General features: G+C 34.0%; 14 protein-coding genes. 11 read left to right on the top strand and 3 right to left on the bottom strand.

Features of this window, described 5'->3' with window-relative positions:
* Window positions 1-39 precede the first annotated feature (39 nt).
* From BSF42_RS01785 to BSF42_RS01775, 3 genes are all read left to right on the top strand, one after another.
* Entirely contained in the window at window positions 40-243 is a 204-nt protein-coding gene (locus BSF42_RS01785; RefSeq protein ID WP_095951405.1) for a hypothetical protein, read from the top strand.
* A 187-nt stretch (window positions 244-430) separates the two neighbouring features.
* Window positions 431-1,108: a hypothetical protein gene (locus BSF42_RS01780; RefSeq protein ID WP_095951404.1), complete on the top strand. Its 678-nt coding sequence runs from the start codon at window positions 431-433 to the stop codon at window positions 1,106-1,108.
* A gap of 126 nt (window positions 1,109-1,234) precedes the next feature.
* Window positions 1,235-1,681, top strand: a complete 447-nt coding sequence (locus BSF42_RS01775) for a hypothetical protein (protein ID WP_095951403.1) — start codon at window positions 1,235-1,237, stop codon at window positions 1,679-1,681.
* Window positions 1,682-1,782: 101 nt separating this feature from the next.
* On the opposite strand, the gene BSF42_RS01770 is transcribed toward BSF42_RS01775, so the two are convergent.
* Entirely contained in the window at window positions 1,783-3,006 is a 1,224-nt protein-coding gene (locus tag BSF42_RS01770) for a DUF763 domain-containing protein (protein WP_095951402.1), read from the bottom strand.
* Between the two features lie 546 nt (window positions 3,007-3,552).
* Between BSF42_RS01770 and BSF42_RS01765 the strand changes: the two genes are divergently transcribed.
* Window positions 3,553-6,729, top strand: coding sequence for a SusC/RagA family TonB-linked outer membrane protein (locus BSF42_RS01765; RefSeq protein ID WP_095951401.1), 3,177 nt, complete (start codon window positions 3,553-3,555; stop codon window positions 6,727-6,729).
* Window positions 6,730-6,741: 12 nt separating this feature from the next.
* Entirely contained in the window at window positions 6,742-8,166 is a 1,425-nt protein-coding gene (locus BSF42_RS01760) for a SusD/RagB family nutrient-binding outer membrane lipoprotein (protein ID WP_095951400.1), read from the top strand.
* Window positions 8,167-8,292: 126 nt separating this feature from the next.
* Here BSF42_RS01760 and BSF42_RS01755 read toward each other — a convergent pair whose 3' ends face one another.
* Window positions 8,293-9,756 carry a glycoside hydrolase family 125 protein gene (locus BSF42_RS01755; protein ID WP_095951399.1) on the bottom strand — a complete coding sequence of 488 codons (1,464 nt, stop codon included), beginning with the start codon at window positions 9,754-9,756 and terminating at the stop codon, window positions 8,293-8,295.
* 309 nt (window positions 9,757-10,065) lie between these two features.
* Here BSF42_RS01755 and BSF42_RS01750 point away from each other — a divergent pair, with 309 nt between their 5' ends.
* From BSF42_RS01750 to BSF42_RS01740, 3 genes are all read left to right on the top strand, one after another.
* Window positions 10,066-11,025 (top strand): YheT family hydrolase, encoded by a 960-nt coding sequence (locus BSF42_RS01750; RefSeq protein ID WP_095951398.1) that lies wholly within the window; start codon window positions 10,066-10,068, stop codon window positions 11,023-11,025.
* A 275-nt stretch (window positions 11,026-11,300) separates the two neighbouring features.
* Window positions 11,301-11,900 carry a hypothetical protein gene (locus tag BSF42_RS01745; protein ID WP_095951397.1) on the top strand — a complete coding sequence of 200 codons (600 nt, stop codon included), beginning with the start codon at window positions 11,301-11,303 and terminating at the stop codon, window positions 11,898-11,900.
* 130 nt (window positions 11,901-12,030) lie between these two features.
* Entirely contained in the window at window positions 12,031-13,320 is a 1,290-nt protein-coding gene (locus BSF42_RS01740; protein WP_095951396.1) for a hypothetical protein, read from the top strand.
* 166 nt (window positions 13,321-13,486) lie between these two features.
* Here the strand turns inward: BSF42_RS01740 and BSF42_RS01735 are convergent, their stop codons facing one another.
* Window positions 13,487-16,114: a glycoside hydrolase family 3 protein gene (locus BSF42_RS01735; protein WP_095951395.1), complete on the bottom strand. Its 2,628-nt coding sequence runs from the start codon at window positions 16,112-16,114 to the stop codon at window positions 13,487-13,489.
* A gap of 280 nt (window positions 16,115-16,394) precedes the next feature.
* Between BSF42_RS01735 and BSF42_RS01730 the strand changes: the two genes are divergently transcribed.
* From BSF42_RS01730 to BSF42_RS01715, 3 genes are all read left to right on the top strand, one after another.
* Window positions 16,395-17,426, top strand: coding sequence for a LacI family DNA-binding transcriptional regulator (locus BSF42_RS01730; RefSeq protein ID WP_095951394.1), 1,032 nt, complete (start codon window positions 16,395-16,397; stop codon window positions 17,424-17,426).
* A 324-nt stretch (window positions 17,427-17,750) separates the two neighbouring features.
* Window positions 17,751-18,458, top strand: coding sequence for an NUDIX hydrolase (locus BSF42_RS01725; RefSeq protein ID WP_095951393.1), 708 nt, complete (start codon window positions 17,751-17,753; stop codon window positions 18,456-18,458).
* 802 nt (window positions 18,459-19,260) lie between these two features.
* The gene (locus tag BSF42_RS01715; protein ID WP_095951391.1) at window positions 19,261-22,350 is read left to right on the top strand and encodes a TonB-dependent receptor; all 3,090 of its coding nucleotides are present in this window, start codon (window positions 19,261-19,263) and stop codon (window positions 22,348-22,350) included.
* The last annotated feature ends 6 nt before the right edge of the window (window positions 22,351-22,356 follow it).

Here is a 22,356-nt window from a genome sequence, read left to right as displayed (position 1 = left end):
GCAGTGAAGTAATTTAGTAAAAATTAAAACTTAGAAATTATGAAAGCAAATAATCAAAATCAGAATATCACTAAAAATAGTAATTCTGATAATCGAAGCGATCGAAGTGATATGAGAAAACATCAATATAAAGATCATGATGAAGTTTTAACAAATGATGAAAATTATGATGTTGATACTAAGAAGTTTAAAGGTGAAGAACCTGACTTTGACGATAAGTTAAATAACGAAGAAAAAAAATAAATTGTAAAAAGTCCCAAATTCTATTTGGGACTTTTTAATTTGCCATATTTCAATTAATTGGATTTTCTTTTACATTTTGTGGATAAAAATTGAGAAGTTCAAAACAACTATGCGACGATTTTTATAGATTTGTAATGTTTATTTTCCAAAAACATCCTTTGGGAAACAATTATAAAATTTAAAAACAATGAAATCTGTCACTTCGATATTTTTATTTTTAATCTTTGCCTATTCCAATTCTTATTCCCAATTAAGTTCAGATAAAATATTCGAAAGCTTTAAACAAGGAGAACGCACCAATTGTTCATCCATTGCTTTCATTAAGGCTTCATTAAACGTTTACGGATTGGATAATCTCTTTACAACCGAAAAAATAAACGATAGTTCACTAAAAATTACCTTAAAGAATAATGCATCATTTAATTTAAATAATGATGAAATTAACACCGCTAAAATTTCTGCAGGATTCGTATATATTAAAGACAATTGCGACACAGAAAAAATAACCGATTATGCTATTTTGACCTACGCAGTAATGGCAAAATACAAACAGATTGTTGATAAAGAAGCAACTTTTGAAAAAGCTTTAGAAGATTTAGAAGACGGTACGGTGTACACTCCGACGATTTATAAATATTTAGGTTTTTCTGTAGGCAAACAAATTCAAAAATTAAAAAGAGAGTCTGGAAGCGAATATTGCGGTGTTGTGGCATGGTCAAAAGCTCATGCAGTGTTTGTGTGTGAGGAGTTTATGGATTATTACGGCAACAAAAAAAGTATTTATATCAAATATCCGGGACGTTTTAGAATAATAAGGCCTGCTGAAGAAATGGCAAATATTCCTAAAATAGTTCAGTCGTATTAATAATCTCAATTACAGACTACTACAGTGCTTATTGTTAAAGTTTTCAAAAAAAAAGAAAACAATAAACTTGTAATTTAACTTAATTTATATATTTTTGTTTTAATCAACAACCCAATTTACATAAAAATGAAAAGCAACATTACTTTATTATTAAGTTTACTTTTCTTCTTGACAACTGGTGCTATATCAGCACAAGCAAAAAATGCCCCAAGAAGTATTATCAGTACAACAGCTATTATCCGTAAATACCACGATCAAAAAGAATTAAGCGGTATGCAAAAAGGAGAACTTTTGGAATTGTACATTGAACGTATTAAAGTTTTAGTAAAAACTTTACCTTACATCGCTTTGGTTACTAAACCAGGTGTTACAATGTCAGACTTAGGTATTCCAGATGATAGTGATCATAAAAAGATTTTAGATAACCAAGCAGTTGGTACTACAACTTTCTTAGATACTACAGTAGATTTTCAAAGAAAAATGATGCCGTATTCCGATAAAGGAAATCTTATTGCTGCAATCTTATTTTATGAAGGTACATTAAAATCTTTACACGAATTCAACGATTTGTAATATTTGAAATATTTCAGACTAAAATTTATAAACCTCTAAGATCATCTGATTCTAGAGGTTTTTTTCGTTTAATGCTTTTATGAAGTTTGCAGTTTTAATCCTTAAAACAATTCAAGCTGATTGTTATTTGGATTGATAGGTTTCTTTTTAGGAGGTTTAGCATCTCCAAAAATGGTTTTTCCTCCATACAAGTGCGATTCATTTCTTTCTTTTTGAATCAGTGCATCAAAATTAGAATTGGGTGTAAAATTCTGTTCTGCTTTTCTAGAGATTTCAGACAATTTTTGAATAGCATTCATTTTATCAGAATTACCAATTTTAGCGCGATTTATAGCTCTCTGTAAAGTATCAATCGTTTCATCGTATATTTTTACAGGCACAGGAAATGGATGTCCGTCTTTTCCTCCGTGAGCGAATGAAAAACGGGCAGGATCTTCAAATCGGGTAGGAGTGCCGTATATTACTTCGCTTACCAATGCTAACGACTGCAAAGCTCTTGGTCCCATTCCCTTTAAAAGTAATAATTCTTCAAAATCTTCTGGTTTATTCTCATGCGTTGCCCAAAGCATTGCGCCAAGTCTTTTCATATTTACATCTTCCATTCTAACATCATGATGCGCCGGCATTGCGAGATACTGCATTTCTTTCATGATTTTTGTTGGAGATTCTTTGCATAATTCTAAAATACCATCTCTTGATTTTGAGGCCGCCTGAGCAGTAAGATTTAAGATACTGCCTTGATTTTCGCCATAAATAAAAGTATGAGGTTCTTCTATAAAAGATTTTAAATCCTGTGAGTGCCAATGGTACCTTCTGGCTGTTTGAGAATTAGGGTTCATTCCCTGCTGAATAACAGCCCATTGTCCTTTATTATCTACAATAAAACTGTGCTGATACAATTGAAAACCATCCTGAATTGCTGTATTGTCTACTTTCGCAGTAAGTCTGCTGCAGTTAGCTAAATTAATACCATCAAGTCCCGTTTTTTCGCCTACAAATAAAAGTTCCTGTGGTGTTAACATGGAATATTTTCCCTTACCGCCGCAAATATAAATTCCCAATTCTTTTGAATGCGGATTTACAGATTTTTTTAACGCTCCAAGTACAGAAGTTGTAATTCCAGACGAGTGCCAGTCCATTCCCATTACCGCACCAAAACTTTGAAACCAAAAAGGATTACTCAGCTTGCTTATAACCTCAGCAGTAGAAAATTCCATTGCAATAGTTTCGACAATTGCAAGACCGAGTTTAGCCATTCGTTCGGAAAGCCATAATGGAACTTGTCCATAATGTAGTGGAAGATCAGCTGTACCAGAACGCTTCATTTGATAGTATTTCTACAAAAATAAGCAAAAAAATGCTTTTGATGGTTTAATCGGTTTTAATCTTAAAGAACTTATTTATAATTTTTATTCTTTCAGCTAAAAAAAATCTTACAGAATGCTGGAAATTCCTAAATCTATTAACTGACTTGTTTTTAATGATTTGAAATTACTAAAACGTTTTTGTTAACATTTTTTTTTCAAAAAATTAAATTAAAATTTGGGAACTTCAATTTTTAATTTACTTTTGTTCTATCAAATTAGTAGAGTTTAAAAATGTATTGTAAATATTGAGATTAGAATAATTTACTCTTTCTAAATGATTGAAAAAAAAATCTAAAAGCCCTGAAGAATTGAAGTATTGCATAGGCCAAAAATAATAGTAATCAAAAAAAAAAAAGAAATGAAAAAACGAATGTGCTGCAGATAAAACATTTCTGTTACGGCAGAAATTGCAAAGCTTAAAGAAATTGTACATCTCTATAAGGAAATCGAAAGTAGAATAAGTTCATTTTGGAATCTCCTTATTTTTTAAACTAAAATAAAATAATGAAAAAAAAATTAAATAGATATATCTGGTTATGTGTTTTTTTGATTTCCGTAGGAGTTAAAGCTCAAGAAACCAAACCCTTAATTCAGTCCAAACTTGAAGGAACAGTAGTAGATGCTGTTACTAAGGAGCCTGTTATTGGCGCTTCTATTAATATAAAAGGAACTACGCACGGAGTTCAAACAGATTTTGATGGTAAATTTTATTTTCAAACGGGCCAAAAATTTCCTTATACTTTAATAGTTAGTTATTTAGGTTATAAAAAAGCAGAAGTTGTAGTCGATAAAAATGCTGTGGTTATTGAACTTACTGAAGAACAAAATCAATTATCAGAAGTTGTAGTGACTGCGCTTGGTATCTCAAAAGAAAAGAAATCTTTAGGATATACAACTCAAGCACTTAAAAATAAAGATATTGCAGAGACAAAAGAAACTAACTTTTTAAACAGTCTTAGCGGAAAATTAGCGGGAGTTCGTATTACCAATTCTCAAGGAGATATGGGATCTTCACGTATTATTATTCGTGGAGAAACTTCTATTGCAGGAAATAACCAGCCGTTATTTGTAGTAGATGGAGTTCCTGTAGATAACTCGCAGTTAGGAAGTGTTGGTGGAGCTACTCGTGACTTTAAAAATGCAATTGCCGATTTAAATCCGAATGATATTGAAACCTTAACAGTATTAAAAGGACCTAATGCGGCGGCTCTTTACGGATCACGTGCGGCGCATGGTGTTGTTTTGATAACTACTAAATCTGGAAAAAGTCAAAAAGGATTGGGAATTACTTTAAATTCTGGAATAACGATTTCTCAAGTTGCTACATTACCAAGTTTTCAAAATACATTTGGACAAGGATCTAACGGAAGATTTAGCTTTGTAGATGGTAAAGGAGGCGGTGTAAATGACGGTGTTGATGAAAGCTGGGGCCCAAGAATGGACGGACGTCTTATTCCACAGTTTTTCTCAAATGGCGAGGCGGTACCTTTTGTTGCGCATCCTAATAATGTAAAAGACTTCTTTAATACTGGTGTTACTTATGATAATAGTATTTCTGTTGCCAGATCTGACGAAAAATCTGATTTCCGTTTAGGGGTAAATAACCAAAAACAATTAGGAACTGTACCTAATAGTGAAGTAAACAAAACAAACTTTACAATCAACACGAATTACCAAATCTCAAAAAATGTAAAAGTTGGGGTAACTGGTAACTATATTACAACTAATGCTCCAGCTTTACCTGGTGGTCCGTCTGGAAACCGTGCTGCTGGTGTAATGCTGCAGTTCCTTTGGTTTGGGCGTCAGGTCGATATCAATCAGCTGCAAAGCAATAGAGATGTGAACTGGAACAACAGCTACTACAGTAATCCATATTGGAATGCTTATTATAATACTACCAGCCAGCAGCGTAACCGTATAATTGGTGACATTCATTTGGATGCAAAATTGGCTGAAGGACTTAATTTTAAATTCCGTACAGGAGTTGATTATTATAATGATCGTAGAAAGTACACCATTAAATATGGTACAAATGGAACACCTTTCGGATCTTATGCCGAAGATGCTTACACTGTAAACGAGCAAAATACAGAAGGTATTTTTACTTATACTAAAAATCTAAATGATGATTTTAGTTTAGATGCTCTTGCTGGATTCAATATCCGTAACCACAGTGACGCAAACAACTATCAAAAAGCACCGCGTCTGGCTGTTCCAGATTTGTATACACTAACGAATTCTAGAGATCCATTGACTTCTTCAAATTATTTGTCAAGATTGAGAGTTTACAGTGCTTATGCTTCTGCACAATTAGGATATAAAAATTATGCATATTTAAACCTTACAGCTCGTAATGACTGGTCATCTACATTGCCAAGCAGTAACCGTTCTTATTTCTATCCTTCTGTTAATGGAAGTTTCATTTTATCTGAAGCATTTAAGCTTAAAAGCAATACGCTTGATTTCTTAAAATTACGCGGAGGATGGTCTGAAGTTGGAAATGATGCAGATCCTTATCAATTGGCAACGGTTTATAATTTCCAAACAGCATTTGATGGAAATCCAATTCAAACCTCATCACAAAAGAAATTAAATGAGAACTTGAAACCTGAAACAACACGCTCAACCGAAGTAGGTTTGGAAGCTTCGTTCTGGAAAAACAGACTGCATTTTGATGTTGCTTACTATAATACAAATAGTTTCGATCAGATTTTGGAGATTAAAACAACGGCATCAAGTGGTTATAACTCTCAGTTAATCAATGCAGGTAAAATAAACAATAATGGTATAGAAATTCAATTGGATGGAAGCCCTATTCAAACTGAAAACTTCAAATGGAATATTGGTGCCAATTATTCTAGAAATAGAAGCAAAGTAGAAATTTTGGATTATGCAAAACAGATTCAAAACTATACAATAGGTTCTTCTGGAGGTGTTGATGTATTAGCTTCTGTAGGGCAGGCTTACGGAGCACTTTATGGAACTGCTTATCTGCGTGACGCCAGCGGAAATATCGTAGTAGGAGCAAATGGTTTACCAAAAGCCGATCCGACAAAGAAAGTTTTAGGACATTATACACCAGACTATTTAGCAGGTGTAACGAATACATTGACTTATAAAAATCTTGAATTATCATTTCTTGTTGATGCAAGTGTAGGAGGTGAAATTTTCTCTGGAACAAATAGAACAGGTACTTATACAGGAGTATTGGCTAGTACGCTTCCAGGACGTGGTGCTGAAAATGGCGGATTAAATTACTATTTGAATGGTACTACCAAAACTTTAGTAACAGGAACTCCTCCAGCAGGAACGACGGTTTATGATGACGGAATGATTTTTAACGGGGTATATGATAATGGAAATCCAAACACTCAAGTTATTAGTGCTCAGGAATATTACAAAGCTTCATACAACATTAGTGAAGCTTATATCTACAGCTCAACTTTTGTAAAAATGAGAGAAATAAAACTAGCTTATAATTTCAATAAGTCATTTGCTAAAAAACTGGGATTAGAGGGAGCAAGTATTACAGCTGTTGGTCGTAACCTATTCTTTATTTACAAAGATGCACCAAATATTGATCCTGAAACAGCTTTCAATACTGGAAATGCTCAAGGTTTGGAGAGTTTATCTCTGCCAACTACCAGAAATTTCAGCCTTAATGTTAATTTAAGATTTTAAAAACACAAAATCATGCTAAAAAAACTATTATATACAACACTATTTGCATTGACATTGACCTCGTGCAGTGATACTCTGGATGATATTAATAAAAATCCAAATGCAACTGAAACACCGTTGGCACCTTATCTGTTAACAGGAACATTAAAGCAGGGCGCTGATTTATATTGGGGTTCCACAAACAACTTTGACTCGTCTTTATTATTTGTACAGCATTGGGCAAAAATCCAATATACTGAACCAGATAGATACGATGTTTCGAATACTTCTTTCACTTCTTTGTGGAATACGGGATATGCAGCCTTAATTACAGATTTGAACACAATTATAAATTTCCCAGATGCACAGGCAAATTCAAATTATAAAGGAATTGCATTAACGCTTCGTTCATGGACATTTTTATTGTTGACAGATGCTTATGGAAGTATTCCTTATAAAGAAGCAGGTCAAAAAGTAAATCCGGCGTATAATACTCAAAAGGAAGTTTATACAGGATTGTTAGAAGATTTAAAACAAGCTCAGACTTTATTAAATGCATCAAACGGTACTGTTACAGGTGATTTGGTTTATAAAGGAGATATTTCTAAATGGAAAAAACTGGTGAATTCACTTCGTCTGCGCATAGCGCTTAGAATTTCGGATAGAGAACCAGATTTAGCTAAACAGACGGCTATTGAAGCTACAGCTGATACAGCAGGAGTATTAAGCAGTAATAATGACACTTTTAAGTTTACATATATCAGTTCACCACAGCAAAATCCAGCTTCAGCCTGGTTTGAAACTCGTGACGATTATCGTATCTCGAAAACAATGGTTGATAAATTAAAGGAGTTTTCCGATCCGCGTTTACCCGTTTATGCGCAGCTTCCGTCTGATGCAAGCGTAGGTACGTATGTTGGAGGAGCTAACGGATTATCAAACAGTGATGCCAATAGTCAAGGTTTTGCTAAAACTTCAAAACCAGGAACTTATTTCTTGACTTCAACATCGCCGGCGGTTATTGCTTCTTATTCTGAAACATTATTTAATCTTGCCGAAGCTGCTGCCCGTGGTTATATTGCAGGAGATGCAGAACAGTTATATAAAAATGCAATTACGGCATCTTTCAATCAATTTGGGATTACAGATGCGGCGGTTATTTCTAATTATTTAAATCAGGCTTCAGTGAAATACGATCCGTCAAATTATGCTAAATCAATTGGTACACAAAAATGGATTGCCTTTTTCGGACAAGGTCTTGATGCTTTTACAGAGTGGAGAAGATTGGACTATCCAGTTTTGACTGCTGGTCCTGCTACAGTTTTAGATGGACAGATTCCTTCGCGTTTCTTCTATCCGGGAACAGAGCAGTCATTAAATGGAACCAGCTACCAAGCGGCAATAGCTGTTCAAGGAAAAGACTTGCTTACTACCAAACTTTGGTTTGATGTCAAATAGACATACTAGAAGAATACTTTTAAGTTGTCTTATGAAAACTAACTGAAAAAGTACGAATTAAAAAAAAACGGAACAAAAGTAATTTTGTTCCGTTTTTTTGTTTTTAGCAGTCTTAAATTTGGAAGATTATAAGTTTTTATCTTTCAGAATATGAGGGTAATTAGTACTTGTATGCACAATCATTTCACCAAATAATGTATTGGCCCACGCAAACCATTTTCGGGTAAATTTGGTTACATCATCTTTATGAAATGATTCATGGATGAATCCCGTATCGGCATTGGTTTTAATCAAAGTGCTGATACATTTCTTGATTTCATTTTCATCTATACTGGTAATCGCTCTCAATACAATACTCATGGGCCAGATAGTGTCTACACCTGTATGTGGCCCTCCAACGCCTTCTCCGGCTGCGCCTTTATAGAAAAACGGATTATTTTCTGATAATACCAGTTTTCTTGTATTAAGATACAAAGGATCGTTAGGAGCAATCGCACCCAAGTAAGGCAGAGACAATAAAGAAGGAACATTAGCATCGTCCATCATATGAAAACTTCCGTATCCATTAACTTCAAAAGCTATAATTTTTCCAAATTTAGGATGATCAATAATTCCATGTTCTTTCAATCCATTTTGAACCTGTTCTTTAAGTTCTGTGGCTTGACGAACCAAATCATTATCTTTTAAAGCTGGGAGAGAAAATATTTCAATCAAATAACCTAATATTTCGATGGCAAACATATTGCTCGGAATCAAATAACCAAATAAAGTAGAATCGTCACTTGGCCTGAAAGTGGAAACAATTAAGCCGCATGGTTTTACAGGGTATCCATAGCCAGCTAACGGAACTCCGTCGGTAGCCCATGCAGTCTGACGCTGAAAGCTGTATGGTCCGCCTTTTCCATCCATTCTTTGCTGCTCTTTAAACGTTTTTAGAATCAGCTTCATGGCGTTTTTCCATTGTTCATCAAACATAGAAATATCTCCTGTTTCTTTCCAGTAGCCATGAGCTAATCGCACCGGATAGCATAAACTGTCGATTTCCCATTTTCGTTCATGAATTCCAGGTTTCATTTCCGTTATATCATTTTTCCATTCACTTTCTTTATTGAAGTCCTTATAAAATGCATTTGCATACGGATCCAGTAATATACATTTTGTCTGACGGTTTATTACGCCTTTTATCAATTCGGCAAGTTTAGAATCTTCTTTCACAAAAGGAATGTAAGGCCAGATCTGCGCTGTACTGTCTCGAAGCCACATCGCATCTATATCTCCAGTAATAACGTATGTATCAGGTTTGCCGTTTATGATCTCAAATTCTACTGTCGTATCTAATGTATTTGGAAAACAGTTCTCGAACAGCCATGCCAATTCTGGATTTGCGATTTGTTTTTTGATTTTTACAATTGCAGCTTCAACAGCTTTACTGGTAAACTTTCGCTGTTCAAGCGGAGGCCTCTTGGTTATAAAATCTTTTAAAGGAAATTCAAATAGATTCGAATCAAATCCAAACGCATCGGTTTGAATGGCAAATAATCCTGCTGAAAATAGCCCGGCATTTTTTATAAATTTTCTACGAGACTGCATATGTTATAATTTTTGAAAAGAATTAAGACTAACCTAAAGATACTGTAAACTTTATGGCATTATAAATTAAGCAAAATTTTTTACCGCGTGATTTAAAATTTAGACCAATGGCAGCTGCAGAACCTTAAAGGGAATGCTTTAATTTTAAAATAAAGAGTTTCCGCGATAATTTGCAAGGAGTTTCGAGTTTTAATAAAAATGGATCAATTTATAGCGTACATTCATAAAAATGAAATAAAAAATGACAGTTTTAAATTACATATTGATTGATTTGTTAAATTTGTATAAAGCACCAAAAACTTTCTAATCATGCCAGTAATTGAACAATCAGAATATAACTTCCCTTCGATTATGCATAGGAACAGGCATATTTCTACTATTTATGCTGCTTTATTTAAAAAGTTCGAAGTTCCCGGCTATACAAGAGAAAAACTGGAACTGAATGACGGAGATTTTATCAATATCGATTTTATTATAAATGATCCTAAAAAAGCAGTGATTTTATGTCATGGTTTAGAAGGTGATTCCCGCAGAACTTATAACAATAGCTGTGCAGCATATTTTCAGCAGCAGGATTTTTCAGTTTTCGCATGGAATAATCGCACTTGCGGAGGAGAAATGAACCGACTTCCGAGATTGTATCATCACGGTGCAGTTGATGATCTGGACGAAGTGGTTCAGTTTGTTTTAAAAAAAGGATTTGAAGAAGTTTATTTAATTGGATATTCAATGGGCGGCGTGCAGCTCTTGAATTATTTTGGATGGACAAAACTGGATGAACGCATTAAAGCCGGTGTATCTATTTCGGTGCCTACTCATATTGCAACAAGTGCAGCCGTATTGAAACAAGGTTTTAACAGAGTCTATTTAAAGAATTTTACAATTGATATCAAACGAAAACTGAAATACAAAGCGGCGCAGTTTCCTGATTTTATTAACAGTGATCAAATAGACGGCATTACTTCTTTTGACGAAGTAGATCATTATTTTACAGCACCGCTTCATGGCTTTGCGAGTCGCGACGATTACTACCAGCAGGTCTCTCCAGAATTTTCCCTTAAAAATATTACAACTCCAGTTTTAATTATTAATTCTCTGGATGATCCTTTTTTAGGAGAAAGATGTTATCCGAGAGCTATAGCCCAAGATAGTGCATACGTGTATCTTGAAACTCCCAAGTATGGAGGACACTGCGCTTTTCCGCTTCGAAATTCAACTTATTCCTATGCGGAGACAAGAGCTTATGAGTTTTTTCAATCCTATAAATAGTTTGAAGATATATTGCTGAGTTGAGATAACAAAGGCCCTGTAAGACATTTTACTTTCTAAATTTATTTTTTGAAACAAGTATTTTTTTATTTGGTAATCCAAAATTAAATTAATTTTAAAAGTATTCCTGCATTTTAAAAGTTAGTTATTTTAAAATCAAATACTCAAACTGAGTATAAACTTATACTATTTATTATCATAAAATAACCATGAAATCAGGTATTGTTTTTCGTATCTGCCCTTATTAATTTTGTTATCAATCAAAAAAAGAGATAATGATAGATAACAGTATAAATGCTTTTTTAGTAAAGAAAGCAGCATTTTTAAAAAATAAAACAGCAGTTTTTGTAAAACACATTTTGTATGTATCAATTTTAGCGGTACTATTTTCTGCTTGTTCAAGTGATGAAGGCGGATCGGATAAAGCAGAATCTGACTATTATTTTAAAGCCACTCTTGATGGTCGAAAAATAGACTTTTATACCGTAAACTTTCAAGGCGGCGGTAACGATAATCGTTTTGAACAAATTGTAATTGGAGGATATGAAGCTCCTTTCTCTAAAGCTGGTGAGCTGGCACCGCCATCATTAGATTTTGAAATATGGAAACAGGGAGGTGATATTACTGCGGGTACTTATTCGACACCTACAGATCAAGAAATGGTTGCACGATATGCTGTTCAAACAAAAGACGGAACTATTCTTTACAGCACACGAACAGCAGATGATATTTTTACAGTAAAAATTGAATCTATAAGTAAAAGTGGTATCAAAGGTACATTTTCTGGAAAAGTTCGAAATTTAGATTCAGGCGTAGCAATAGAAATTACAGAAGGTACTTTTAATCTTCCTTATTTAGATATAATTAATCCATAAGTAAGTGTTCTGTAAATTGAAGTCTGGAAAACCTACTTTTCCCAAAGAAAATAAAAACTTTTATATTAATTTGGTTACTAAACTGAACAAACAAAACCAATTTATTCTCCATTAATTATAGTTTACTTGTATGAAATTATATGCACTTATTTTAACATTCAGTCTCCTTTCACTTACTGCATTTTCTCAAAAGATGGTTGAGCCCGGCAATAAGTCTGTCAACACCAAATACATAAAGCCTCAAAAATCCCTTTTTACCGTATATTATGTTAAAGACACAAGCTGGGTAAAGCAGGGATTGGTAACTTATGATATTGTTTTAACGAACAATCAATTGAGTTTAACCAATTCGTACACTCCAAAAGACAATTCATTTAGTACAGTCCGTACCAGTGTAGCAGATGCTCAAACTCTTAAACCGATCACTTACATTAGTGATGCTAAAGAAACAAAAGTAGATCTCAACTTTGGTGAGAGTATTACAGGAAATTATTATTCTAAGAAAACCAAAAAGAATAAAAAACTGAATCTGCATCCTAAAGAGGTATTTTTTGACTGGGTTTGGACTGATCATCTAATTGGAACACTGCCATTAGATGTAGGCTATAAAGCGCGTTTTCCTCAGTTTTACTATAACGATGATTCGGGTGTATTTGTAGAATACTACACAATCAAGGAAGTCAAAAGTTTTGTTTACAACTCTCCGAGAACGGGTAAGCACGATGCGTGGCTGGTTACGGTTTTAGAAGAAACTTCAAATGCCATTTATAATTATATTATAGACAAAAAAGACCATCGTCTTTGGCAGCGCGAAATGTCTATGGGTAAAGGAATGTGGGAAATTACAACCAACGAGGAATTGGATTATCAGCCTATTAAAAACAAATTCGACAAAGATCAGGTGGCCAGACAGATTTCTAAAGGAAATAGTGTGATTATCGGTACAGCTTATGCAAAATCAAATTCTGGTAAGAAATTAGGTGGATTGGTCAATGTCGCTAAGAAACAATTTGCGCCAAAGGGCACAGAGATTACACTTTTTCCAAGTTCTGCCTATTATGACGAATGGGTCGAAGTCAACAAAAAAATCCGTAAACAGAATAAAATGCCAGAAGTGCCTTTGGACCGTGATTTTGGATATTCCATCAAAAAAGCGAAAGTCTATGATGATGAAGGACATTTTGAGTTCGCAGATCTAATGCCGGGTACCTATGTGGTAATGGCCAGTTTTGATTTTTCTAACTCTTATAATTACTCTTATGTATCTGGCTATACAAATTATTATAACTATTGGGGCTATACCGGTTCTACAACAAATTACGGCACAGCAAGACAGTCTTATGTCGATAAGGCAAATATTGAAAAGCGCATAACGATAGATAAGGATGGAGAAAAAAAAGAAGTCAACTTAAAAGAGTAGTTTTGGTCTTTGGTCTATTGTCTTGTTCATTCTTTTAGTTTTTTTTTAAGCTCCCATGTTAGTATTAACCTGGTAAATCAGTAAAAATGAAATGCATGTTGATTTATAAATAGGAGAGAAGGAAAGTTTTTAAAAGTGTTCTATTTATTTAGGATATTAGTAACTGTTATTTTTCAATTTGAATAATTTGAGAGGCTGTATTATTCTTTATCTGTTGTTTTTCATCAGGCTGACATCCTCCAATTGAAACTTTAATTTTACCATCATATTGTTTTAAAGTGCCTTCTGATGTAACATAAGAAAGATCTTCAGGAGAAAGATTGAAAGTAATTATGATGCTTTCACCAGCTTTTAAATTAAATCGTTCAAATCCTTTAAGGCTTTTTAGAGGTGCCTTTATTGTAGAATCCTGATTGATTACGTACAGCTGTGTCACTTCTTCTCCTTCTATTTTTCCAGAATTTGTCACTTTAACAGAAATGGAAACTGACTGCCCTTTTTTTATTTTGGAAGGAGCTTTTAGATCACTGTATTTAAATGAAGTATAACTCAGTCCATATCCAAAGCCATATAATGGAGTTCCTTTAAAGTATCGGTAGGTTTTATTATCCATACTATAATCAACAAAAGAAGGCAAATCTGAGTCGCCTTTGTAAAAAGTAACAGGCAGTCTTCCTGCAGGATTATAATCACCAAAAATAACATCGGCTGCCGCAGTTCCTGCGGATTGTCCGCCATACCAGATGTTAAGTATTGCAGGAATATTTTCTGCTTCCCACGGAATAGCTATTGCGCTTCCCGTCATCATGGCAAAAATCACTGGTTTTCCCGAAGATTGAAGTGCTTTTAAAAGTTTGGTCTGTACATCAGGAAGTAAGATAGAAGTGCGGTCTCCTCCTTTAAATCCAGGGAAATCCACAGGCATTTCTTCTCCTTCGAGCTGTGGTGAAATACCGCCGGCAAAAATAAAAGCATCTGCATTTTTATGACGTTCAATTAAATCTGCAAAATTAGTTTTTACAAAATTACCTGTCTGCAGCGATACTTCTGCTTTTCCTTCTCCCTGCCAATATTCAAGTACTATTTTATAAACCGTATTTTTTTTCGTTTCCAGTTTAAAAGTTTTTTCTCCCCAGCGATTCTTCTTCCAAGCGTCTACAACTTCTTTTCCATTTATTAGAAAGCGATAACCGTCATCTGCTTTAAGTTCAAAAGTAACAGAACCATCCTGATCTGCTGTATAGTTTGTAGTGTAACGGGCAGAGAAGTGATTTGCTTTAATATTTTTAATAACAACTTCTCCTTCCTGCCAGAAATTATTTATTTCCGACTCGCTTCTAATTGCTTCAGGTTTTCCTGAAAGACTTATATTGTTGAAATATTCTGCCTTAAATCCTTGTTTTCCTTCATAAGAATAGTGTTTTTTTAGATCTCTATAGACTAATAATGTATCATTTGTAAAGTTGATGGCTTTCTCATAAATCACCTCTGTATCAGGGCTCACTTTTTCTTTTATACCTTGTAAAACAGTGGTAAGTTTAGATGGAGTACCATTATAATTTCCTAATATAGAAATAGCATTATCGGCGTTAGGGCCCAGCACTACAATCTTCTTCAGTTTTTTGCTTAGCGGAAGAATGTTGTTTTCATTTTTAAGCATCACGATCGATTGTCTAGCCATTTTTAAAGCATGCTTTTGATGCTCCTCACTTTCTAAAACGGAAGATGGAGTCTGAGCATATTTAACCATTGAGACAGGATCAAACATTCCAAGTCTGAAGCGGATCATAAAAAGGCGTTTTACAGAAATATCGATCTGTTTTTCGCTTATTTGACCATTTTTAACCGCTTGTACGAGTGCTTTATAAGCATCTGTTCCACAGTCAATATCCGTTCCATGCAGCACAGCGTCCGCTGCCGCCGATGCGGCATCAGGATGTGTTTTGTGATTCTTAAAAAAATCATCAATCGCCCAGCAGTCTGAGGTAACATAACCGTCAAATTTCCATTCTTTTCTTAAAATATCATTCATTAAAATATCACTAGCACAACAAGGCTGCGTTCTAAAAGCATTGTAGGCACACATAACTCCAGCTACTTTAGATTCTGTTATTAATTTTCTAAAGGCGGGAAGATAAGTGTCCCAAAGTTCATATGGTGTTACGTCAACATCAAAAGTATGTCTCAAAGATTCCGGGCCGCTGTGTACGGCATAATGTTTTGCGCAAGCCGCCGCTTTTAGGTATTTTGGATCATCTCCCTGCAGGCCTTTTACAAAAGAATCGCCCAAAACAGCCGTTAAGTAAGGATCTTCGCCATACGTTTCCTGTCCGCGTCCCCAGCGAGGGTCCCTGAAAATATTAATGTTTGGAGTCCAGTAAGTCAGTCCCAAGTAGCGTTCGTTGGTTCTATTAAGTTCAACCGCCTTATTGTAGATTGCCCTGCCTTCAAGAGCAGAATAATCAGCCATTTTAAAAAGAGAATTTTTATCAAAAGTTGCAGCCATTGCTATAGCCTGTGGAAAGACAGTCGTTTTAAAAGGGGTTCTTGCGACACCATGCAGCGTTTCGTTCCACCAGTCATAAGCAGGAATTCCCAGTCGAGGTATTGCAGGAGCAGCATTTAACATTTGTGCTACTTTTTCTTCTAAAGTTAGCTGGCTTACTAAGTTTTCCACTCGCTCTTCAAAAGTGAGATCGGTATTCTGAAATGGAAATTTTGCTATTTTGTTTTGTGCCGAACACCAAAAAGAGAGCAGTATCAGAATGTGATATTTGATATTTTTTATTTTCATAAGAGTACTTTTTTAATAATATCAAGGAATGTTAGTGGTCAAAATTTTATTTAAAAACAAATACAACCGATTGCGTAAAGAAAAGAAAAATTACTTTAACTTAAAATTTTTAATCCAAAAAAAACACATTATAATGTTTTATTGCTTTTTTTTTATGATAAATATCGACATTTATATTGTGAGTGAATTAATTTTTTAAAGAAAAAAAGAAATGCTATCCCTAGTTGTACTGTTCTTTTGTTCTTAAATTATGTATATATTTACGACTAATTATATAGTAATGGAAGAACATAGACATGTAACGATTTATGATATTGCGGAAAGACTCAATCTCGCCACATCTACGATTTCACGCGCTTTAAAAGACCATCATAGTATCAGTGATAAGACTATTAAGAAGGTAAAAAAGACAGCCGAGGAAATGGGTTTTGTTCCAAATACGCTGGCGGCAGGATTAAGAGGTAATAAATCTAAAACCATTGGTGTTTTAATTCCAACGATTACCCAGCCTTTTTTATCATCATTAATTAGTGGTATTGAAGTAACTGCCAGAAAATCTGATTACTCCGTTATTATTATGCAGTCGCATGATTCCCATGAAGAGGAAGTTAACATGGCCAAATCGCTTTATAGCAGCAGAGTCAGCGGTGTCATTTGTTCTTTGGCAATGGAGACAAAAGATACTTCTCACTTTGAGCAGTTTTCAAATAATAATATTCCGCTAGTATTTGTTGATCGTGTTCCAAAGGGTTACAATACTTTTAGGGTTGTAATTGATAATTACACAGCAGGTTATAAAGCAACAAAACATCTTATTGATCAAGGATGCAAAAGAATAGCGCATATGACTACGAGCGCAGAATTTGGCAATCTTTATAATGAAAGAAAAAGAGGTTATATGGATGCTTTGGCAGAGCATGGACTGCCATTGAAAGAAGAGTTTATTATAAATCTGAAAGCAATGACGTACGATGAGGGAGTTAAGGCTTCTAACAAACTTTTTGGTTTGAAACCTCCACCTGATGGACTTTTTGCTCCAGGAGACATTCTTGCAGTAAGTGCTGTACAAACAGCAAAAAAGAGAGGGATTAAAGTACCGCAGGATTTTGCTGTAATTGGTTTTAATAATGATCCTATTTCAGAGATTATAGAACCTAATATTTCTACTATAACACATCCTGCGGAGAAAATGGGAAAAGCGGCGGCTAATATTGTTATTGATACTATAAAATCTGCTAAAGAGGAGGAAGCAAAAGAAATAACGTTTCTTAATACAGAGGTGCTTATTCGAGAATCTTCAAAAAAAATATAATTCTTTTACTTTAAAGAAAACTGCTGCTGCATTATATGTAACAGCAGTTTTTTTGTGTTCACTCAAATCTAACGGCAATTTTACACCTCTTATTTTAAGAGTAAAACTAAAAAATAAACCCATTGTTTTTTTAAATCAAAATTCTTTGTACTTTAGCACAACCGATTGTTTTGTGTTTTAATTTTTAATAATGTATTTTTTTAATAAATAAATTGATAATTATTCTATTTCAAATACGTATACATGATTTTTGTGTAATATAAAAATAGAAATCATTTAGAAGATGGTTCAGTTGTAATTAAGAGATGTTTTAATTTATTTTCTATGAGAAAAGAAGAATCAGAAAAGGGAAAATTCTGCAATTCGTATTATGAAAGCAAGATAGAAATTGACTGTGTTGTATTTCGATTTGAAGAGAAAAGCCTAAAAGTTTTACTAGTCAAAAAAGAAAATGATTTCGGAAATGTTGAGTGGAGACTGCCTAATTGTACTATGGAACAGGGCGACACGATAGGTACAACTGCACAAAAAGTTTTAAAAAAATATATTTCTGAAGATAATTTCTTTCTAGACCAGTTAAAAGCCTTTGATTATAATACAGCATTATCATCTAAGGAAAAGATTTCAATTGGATATTATGCAATGGTTTGTAAAAAAGCTATGGACGATCAAGAGTCAAATTCAGATATAATGTGGATTGATGTTCGTAACACAACCTGCCTAGAAGAGAAATATAAGATGATTTTAGACTTTAGTATGATAGAACTAAAAAAGAATATCTGCTGTAGTGCAGTAGGTTTTAATCTTCTGCCTGAAAAATTTACTTTACTTCAGGTTTTTAATTTGTATGAGGAAATATTAGGTGTGACAATCAATAAAACTAATTTTAGAAGAAAGATTTTGCAGAGAAAATTGGTGCGGGGATTAGATGAAAAAGAGCGGGGAATGTCAAACAGAGCTGCTGAGTTTTATATTTTAACTGTACCAAAGGATGAAATATTTTGGAATGCAAAATTTAATTTTAATTTTTAAAAAGGTTTTTATAAAAACGTGCTACTTTGTAATTTTATATTTTAAGGGAAACTTCTATAGTAATAAAAAACCAAGTACTGCCATTTTGATATTTATTGATTTTAATTGTAAAAAGGTTATCGTAAATAGATTTGAATTTTTATGTTTTAATGTTGTTGATAGCCTAAGAACGTTATAACTCTAAAAGCAATTAATATTTTCGGAGTGATATCTTTAAATTTTTATTCTAATATAATGTAGAACATTGACTTAAAATGTTTTAATACTATTTTCACTACTACTTATTATTTAATTCTATTTTATAACTCTTTTCACTCCTTATTAAAAGTTTTTTTTTGAACAATCGATTGTTAAAAATAAAATTTTGATATTTAACTGTTAGATTTTCAGTAATTTATTTTAAATGTACGATTTTACTGGGAATCTAGTACTCTCTTCTGATTTACGACTGATTGAAACTGTGGAAATTTAAAAACTTATAAAATAAAATATCCAATTTTGTCTTTTTTATGTTTTCTTTAAGATTATCGACTAAACATAATATTTTTAGCAAATTTCACTACAACGTTGTAGTGAAATTTATTATATTGTTATTTTTTTTGGTTTAATTGTGTGATAACTGTTTTTTTTAAAGCTATTTTTTTTATAATTTATAATTAAAAACTACACAACCGATTGTGTTTGAAATATATTTTTTTATATTTGTGGTATGTACACTTATAAAAATCCACATTTTTGACTTTAAAGTGTATAAAAGAAAGCTTACTAACAAAAACCAATTTTAATAATTAAATCCATTTTTATGACTAATTTTTTTATTACAAGTAAATCGAAGCACTTAAAAGGCTTCGGTTTTTTGATCCTGCTGTTTTTGCTCTCCATCCAAGTGAAGGCGCAATTAACAGTTACAGGACAAATTTCAGATGCAAATGGTCCAATTCCTGGAGTGAACGTCAATTTAAAAGGAACAAAAACAGGAGTAAGCACCAGTTTCGATGGGAACTATAGCATAAATGCTCCTTCAAATGGTGTCCTTGTTTTTAGTTTTATAGGTTTCAAAAGCAAGGAAGTTGCTGTTAATGGACAAACTAAAATCAATGTGGTTTTAGAAGAAGACTCAAATAATTTGAAAGAAGTGGTAGTAATTGGATATGGAACCCAAATTAAAGAGGCTGTTACAGGATCAGTTGCTTCACTAAGTGGAAAAGAATTAAATGAAGTGCCCGCTGCTAATATTACGCAGGCTTTACAAGGGAGACTTCCCGGGGTCGAAATGACACAGACTTCCTCAAAACCTGGTGCTGCTATGCAGATAAGAATACGCGGAACAAGATCACTTACAGGAAGTAATGATCCTTTAGTGGTACTAGACGGCGTTCCTTTTGCAGGTTCGATAGGAGATATTAATCCTGCTGATATTAAGTCGGTAGATATTTTGAAAGATGCCTCCGCTACAGCTATCTACGGTTCTCGTGGAGCTAATGGTGTAATCTTAGTTACTACTTTAAAAGGGAAAAAAAATCAGAAAGCCACCTTTACATATAATGGTTTTAGTGGAATCAAACAGGTTTTTTCAAAGTATCCTATGATGGATGCATCAAAATTTGCAGCCCTTCGTGACTACTCAGGTTTATATGTGGATGGTGTCGGCGAGTCAAGAAATGTAAACACGGACTGGCAGAATTTACTATACGGTTCGGGAGAAATGATCAGCCATGATGTAAGCGTTTCAGGAGGGACCGAAACAGGAGCTTATAATGCTGGTTTAGGATATTATAAAGAGGAATCGGTTTTACCTGGTCAAAGTTATGAGCGCTTCAGTCTTAGAGCAGGACTTGATCAGCAGATAAATAGATCAATCCGCATTGGGTTTAATACAAACAGTAACTACACAGCTTCGAGAGGAGATAATATTGGGACTGGAAATATTTTAGCAACCTCGCCTCTCGCAGATCCATATAATCCTGATGGAACTTTAAAAAGAACAGTCAGTATGGCGGCTGATGATCAATGGGTTTATACCAGAAAATCCATAGAAAATCTTGGAGATTCGTATGTTAATCTGACAAGAGCTTTTAGTTCCTACAATAACATATTTGCAGAAGTTAAAATTCCGGGGATAGAGGGACTAAAATATAGACTTAATACGGGATTGAATTTACGTACATCCAATTCAGGTTACTATGAAGGACAAGGTGTGTTTGATGTAAATCCAGCGACTTTATCAAATGCAGCTATCAGCAACGCATGGTCAACACAATGGCTTCTTGAAAATTTGATTACGTATGATAAAACTTTTGCTCAAAAACATACTGTAAATTTTGTGGGGCTGTATTCAAATGAGCAATATACTGGAAATAGTTCTAGAGTAACCAGAAATGGAATTACTTCTGATGCATTTCAATTCTATAATTTAGGACAGAGTGAAGAAGAAGCAGTTATAAATCCTGCAGATCAGGATTATACGCAATGGGGATTAACTTCTTATATGGCTAGGTTAATGTATTCTTATGACAACCGTTATTTTATATCTGGAACAGTTCGTTCTGATGGTTCTTCAAGGCTTTCGCCGGGTAATAAATGGGTGACTTATCCTGCTGTTTCTGCTGGATGGACTATTTCAAATGAATCATTTTTAAAAGACAGCAAAAAAATTAATTTATTAAAATTACGTGCTGGTTATGGTGAAACCTCAAATCAAGCAGTTGCTCCTTATGCTACATTAGGAGCGTTGAGTACCAGACCTTACAATTTTGGAAATACGAACTCAACTGGTGTATATGTGACAGAGCTTCCAAATCCAAATTTAGGCTGGGAGTTTTCTACAACATGGAATTATGGTTTGGATTTTGGGTTTTTTAATAATCGCTTATCAGGTACAATTGAGTACTACAAAACAAATACAAAAGATTTATTGCAAAGAGTTGGACTGCCGGCTACCTCTGGTGTCAGCGGTTATGTGGCAAATGTGGGAGAGACCGAGAATAAAGGTTATGAAATTTCTTTAAACGGTGTTATTCTTGACAATCCTAACGGATTGAGCTGGACAGTAGGGGTTAACTTTTATAAAAATGAAAATAAGCTGGTAGCCTTAGCTTCGGGAGCAAGTCGTGACGAAGGTAACAATTGGTTTGTTGGTTATAATATTAATTCTATTTATGACTATGAAAAGACAGGAATCTGGCAGGAAGGAGATCCTTATATGTCTATTTTGGAACCAGGACCTACAGGCATTAACCAGCAGGGAACAGTTGTTGGGTCAATAAAAGTAAAATATACGGGAGAGTATAACGCAGATGGTTCGCCAACACGTGCAATCAATGCTAGTGATAGACAGATTATTGAAACTGATCCAGATTTTCAGGGTGGATTTAATACTAATTTAACTTATAAAGGTTTTGATTTTTCTGCAGTAGGTGCATTTAAAAGTGGAGGTGTCTTAATTAGTACACTTTACGGAGGTGCCAGTTATCTTAATTTATTGAATGGAAGAAGAAGTAATGTCGATGTTGATTATTGGACTCCAGATAATAGAGATGCGGAGTTCCCTAATCCGAGAGGTATTAGAAGCGGTGATAATCCGAAGTATATATCAACAATGGGTTATTTTGATGCATCTTATATAAAAATCAGAGCGTTGACATTAGGATATACTTTAGATAAAGATTTTATAAGAAATTTAGGGATTGATAATTTGAGACTTTATTTTACTGCACAAAATCCGTTTGTGCTTTTCTCTCCCTATCATGACAAATCGGGAATGGATCCAGAGACCAATTCATTTGGAGACGAAAATCAGGCTGTAGCTTCCTACCAGAGAAGATTTTTGGTTATTGGTACTAATACTCCTACGACTAGAAATTATTTATTTGGACTCAATTTAACCTTTTAATCATAC

It is taken from the genome of Flavobacterium sp. ACN6 (assembly GCF_002304005.1).
Classification (GTDB): domain Bacteria; phylum Bacteroidota; class Bacteroidia; order Flavobacteriales; family Flavobacteriaceae; genus Flavobacterium.
The sequence above is the reverse complement of the archived record's forward strand: the minus strand, read 5'-3'. Positions and strand labels throughout refer to the sequence as shown.

What these genes read in the sequence shown, in the direction of transcription:
- BSF42_RS01785 (WP_095951405.1), top strand. Translation starts at nt 40, where the DNA reads ATGAAAGCAAATAATCAAAATCAGAATATCACTAAAAATAGTAATTCT.
- BSF42_RS01780 (WP_095951404.1), top strand. Translation starts at nt 431, where the DNA reads ATGAAATCTGTCACTTCGATATTTTTATTTTTAATCTTTGCCTATTCC.
- BSF42_RS01775 (WP_095951403.1), top strand. Translation starts at nt 1,235, where the DNA reads ATGAAAAGCAACATTACTTTATTATTAAGTTTACTTTTCTTCTTGACA.
- BSF42_RS01770 (WP_095951402.1), bottom strand. Translation starts at nt 3,006, where the DNA reads ATGAAGCGTTCTGGTACAGCTGATCTTCCACTACATTATGGACAAGTT.
- BSF42_RS01765 (WP_095951401.1), top strand. Translation starts at nt 3,553, where the DNA reads ATGAAAAAAAAATTAAATAGATATATCTGGTTATGTGTTTTTTTGATT.
- BSF42_RS01760 (WP_095951400.1), top strand. Translation starts at nt 6,742, where the DNA reads ATGCTAAAAAAACTATTATATACAACACTATTTGCATTGACATTGACC.
- BSF42_RS01755 (WP_095951399.1), bottom strand. Translation starts at nt 9,756, where the DNA reads ATGCAGTCTCGTAGAAAATTTATAAAAAATGCCGGGCTATTTTCAGCA.
- BSF42_RS01750 (WP_095951398.1), top strand. Translation starts at nt 10,066, where the DNA reads ATGCCAGTAATTGAACAATCAGAATATAACTTCCCTTCGATTATGCAT.
- BSF42_RS01745 (WP_095951397.1), top strand. Translation starts at nt 11,301, where the DNA reads ATGATAGATAACAGTATAAATGCTTTTTTAGTAAAGAAAGCAGCATTT.
- BSF42_RS01740 (WP_095951396.1), top strand. Translation starts at nt 12,031, where the DNA reads ATGAAATTATATGCACTTATTTTAACATTCAGTCTCCTTTCACTTACT.
- BSF42_RS01735 (WP_095951395.1), bottom strand. Translation starts at nt 16,114, where the DNA reads ATGAAAATAAAAAATATCAAATATCACATTCTGATACTGCTCTCTTTT.
- BSF42_RS01730 (WP_095951394.1), top strand. Translation starts at nt 16,395, where the DNA reads ATGGAAGAACATAGACATGTAACGATTTATGATATTGCGGAAAGACTC.
- BSF42_RS01725 (WP_095951393.1), top strand. Translation starts at nt 17,751, where the DNA reads ATGAGAAAAGAAGAATCAGAAAAGGGAAAATTCTGCAATTCGTATTAT.
- BSF42_RS01715 (WP_095951391.1), top strand. Translation starts at nt 19,261, where the DNA reads ATGACTAATTTTTTTATTACAAGTAAATCGAAGCACTTAAAAGGCTTC.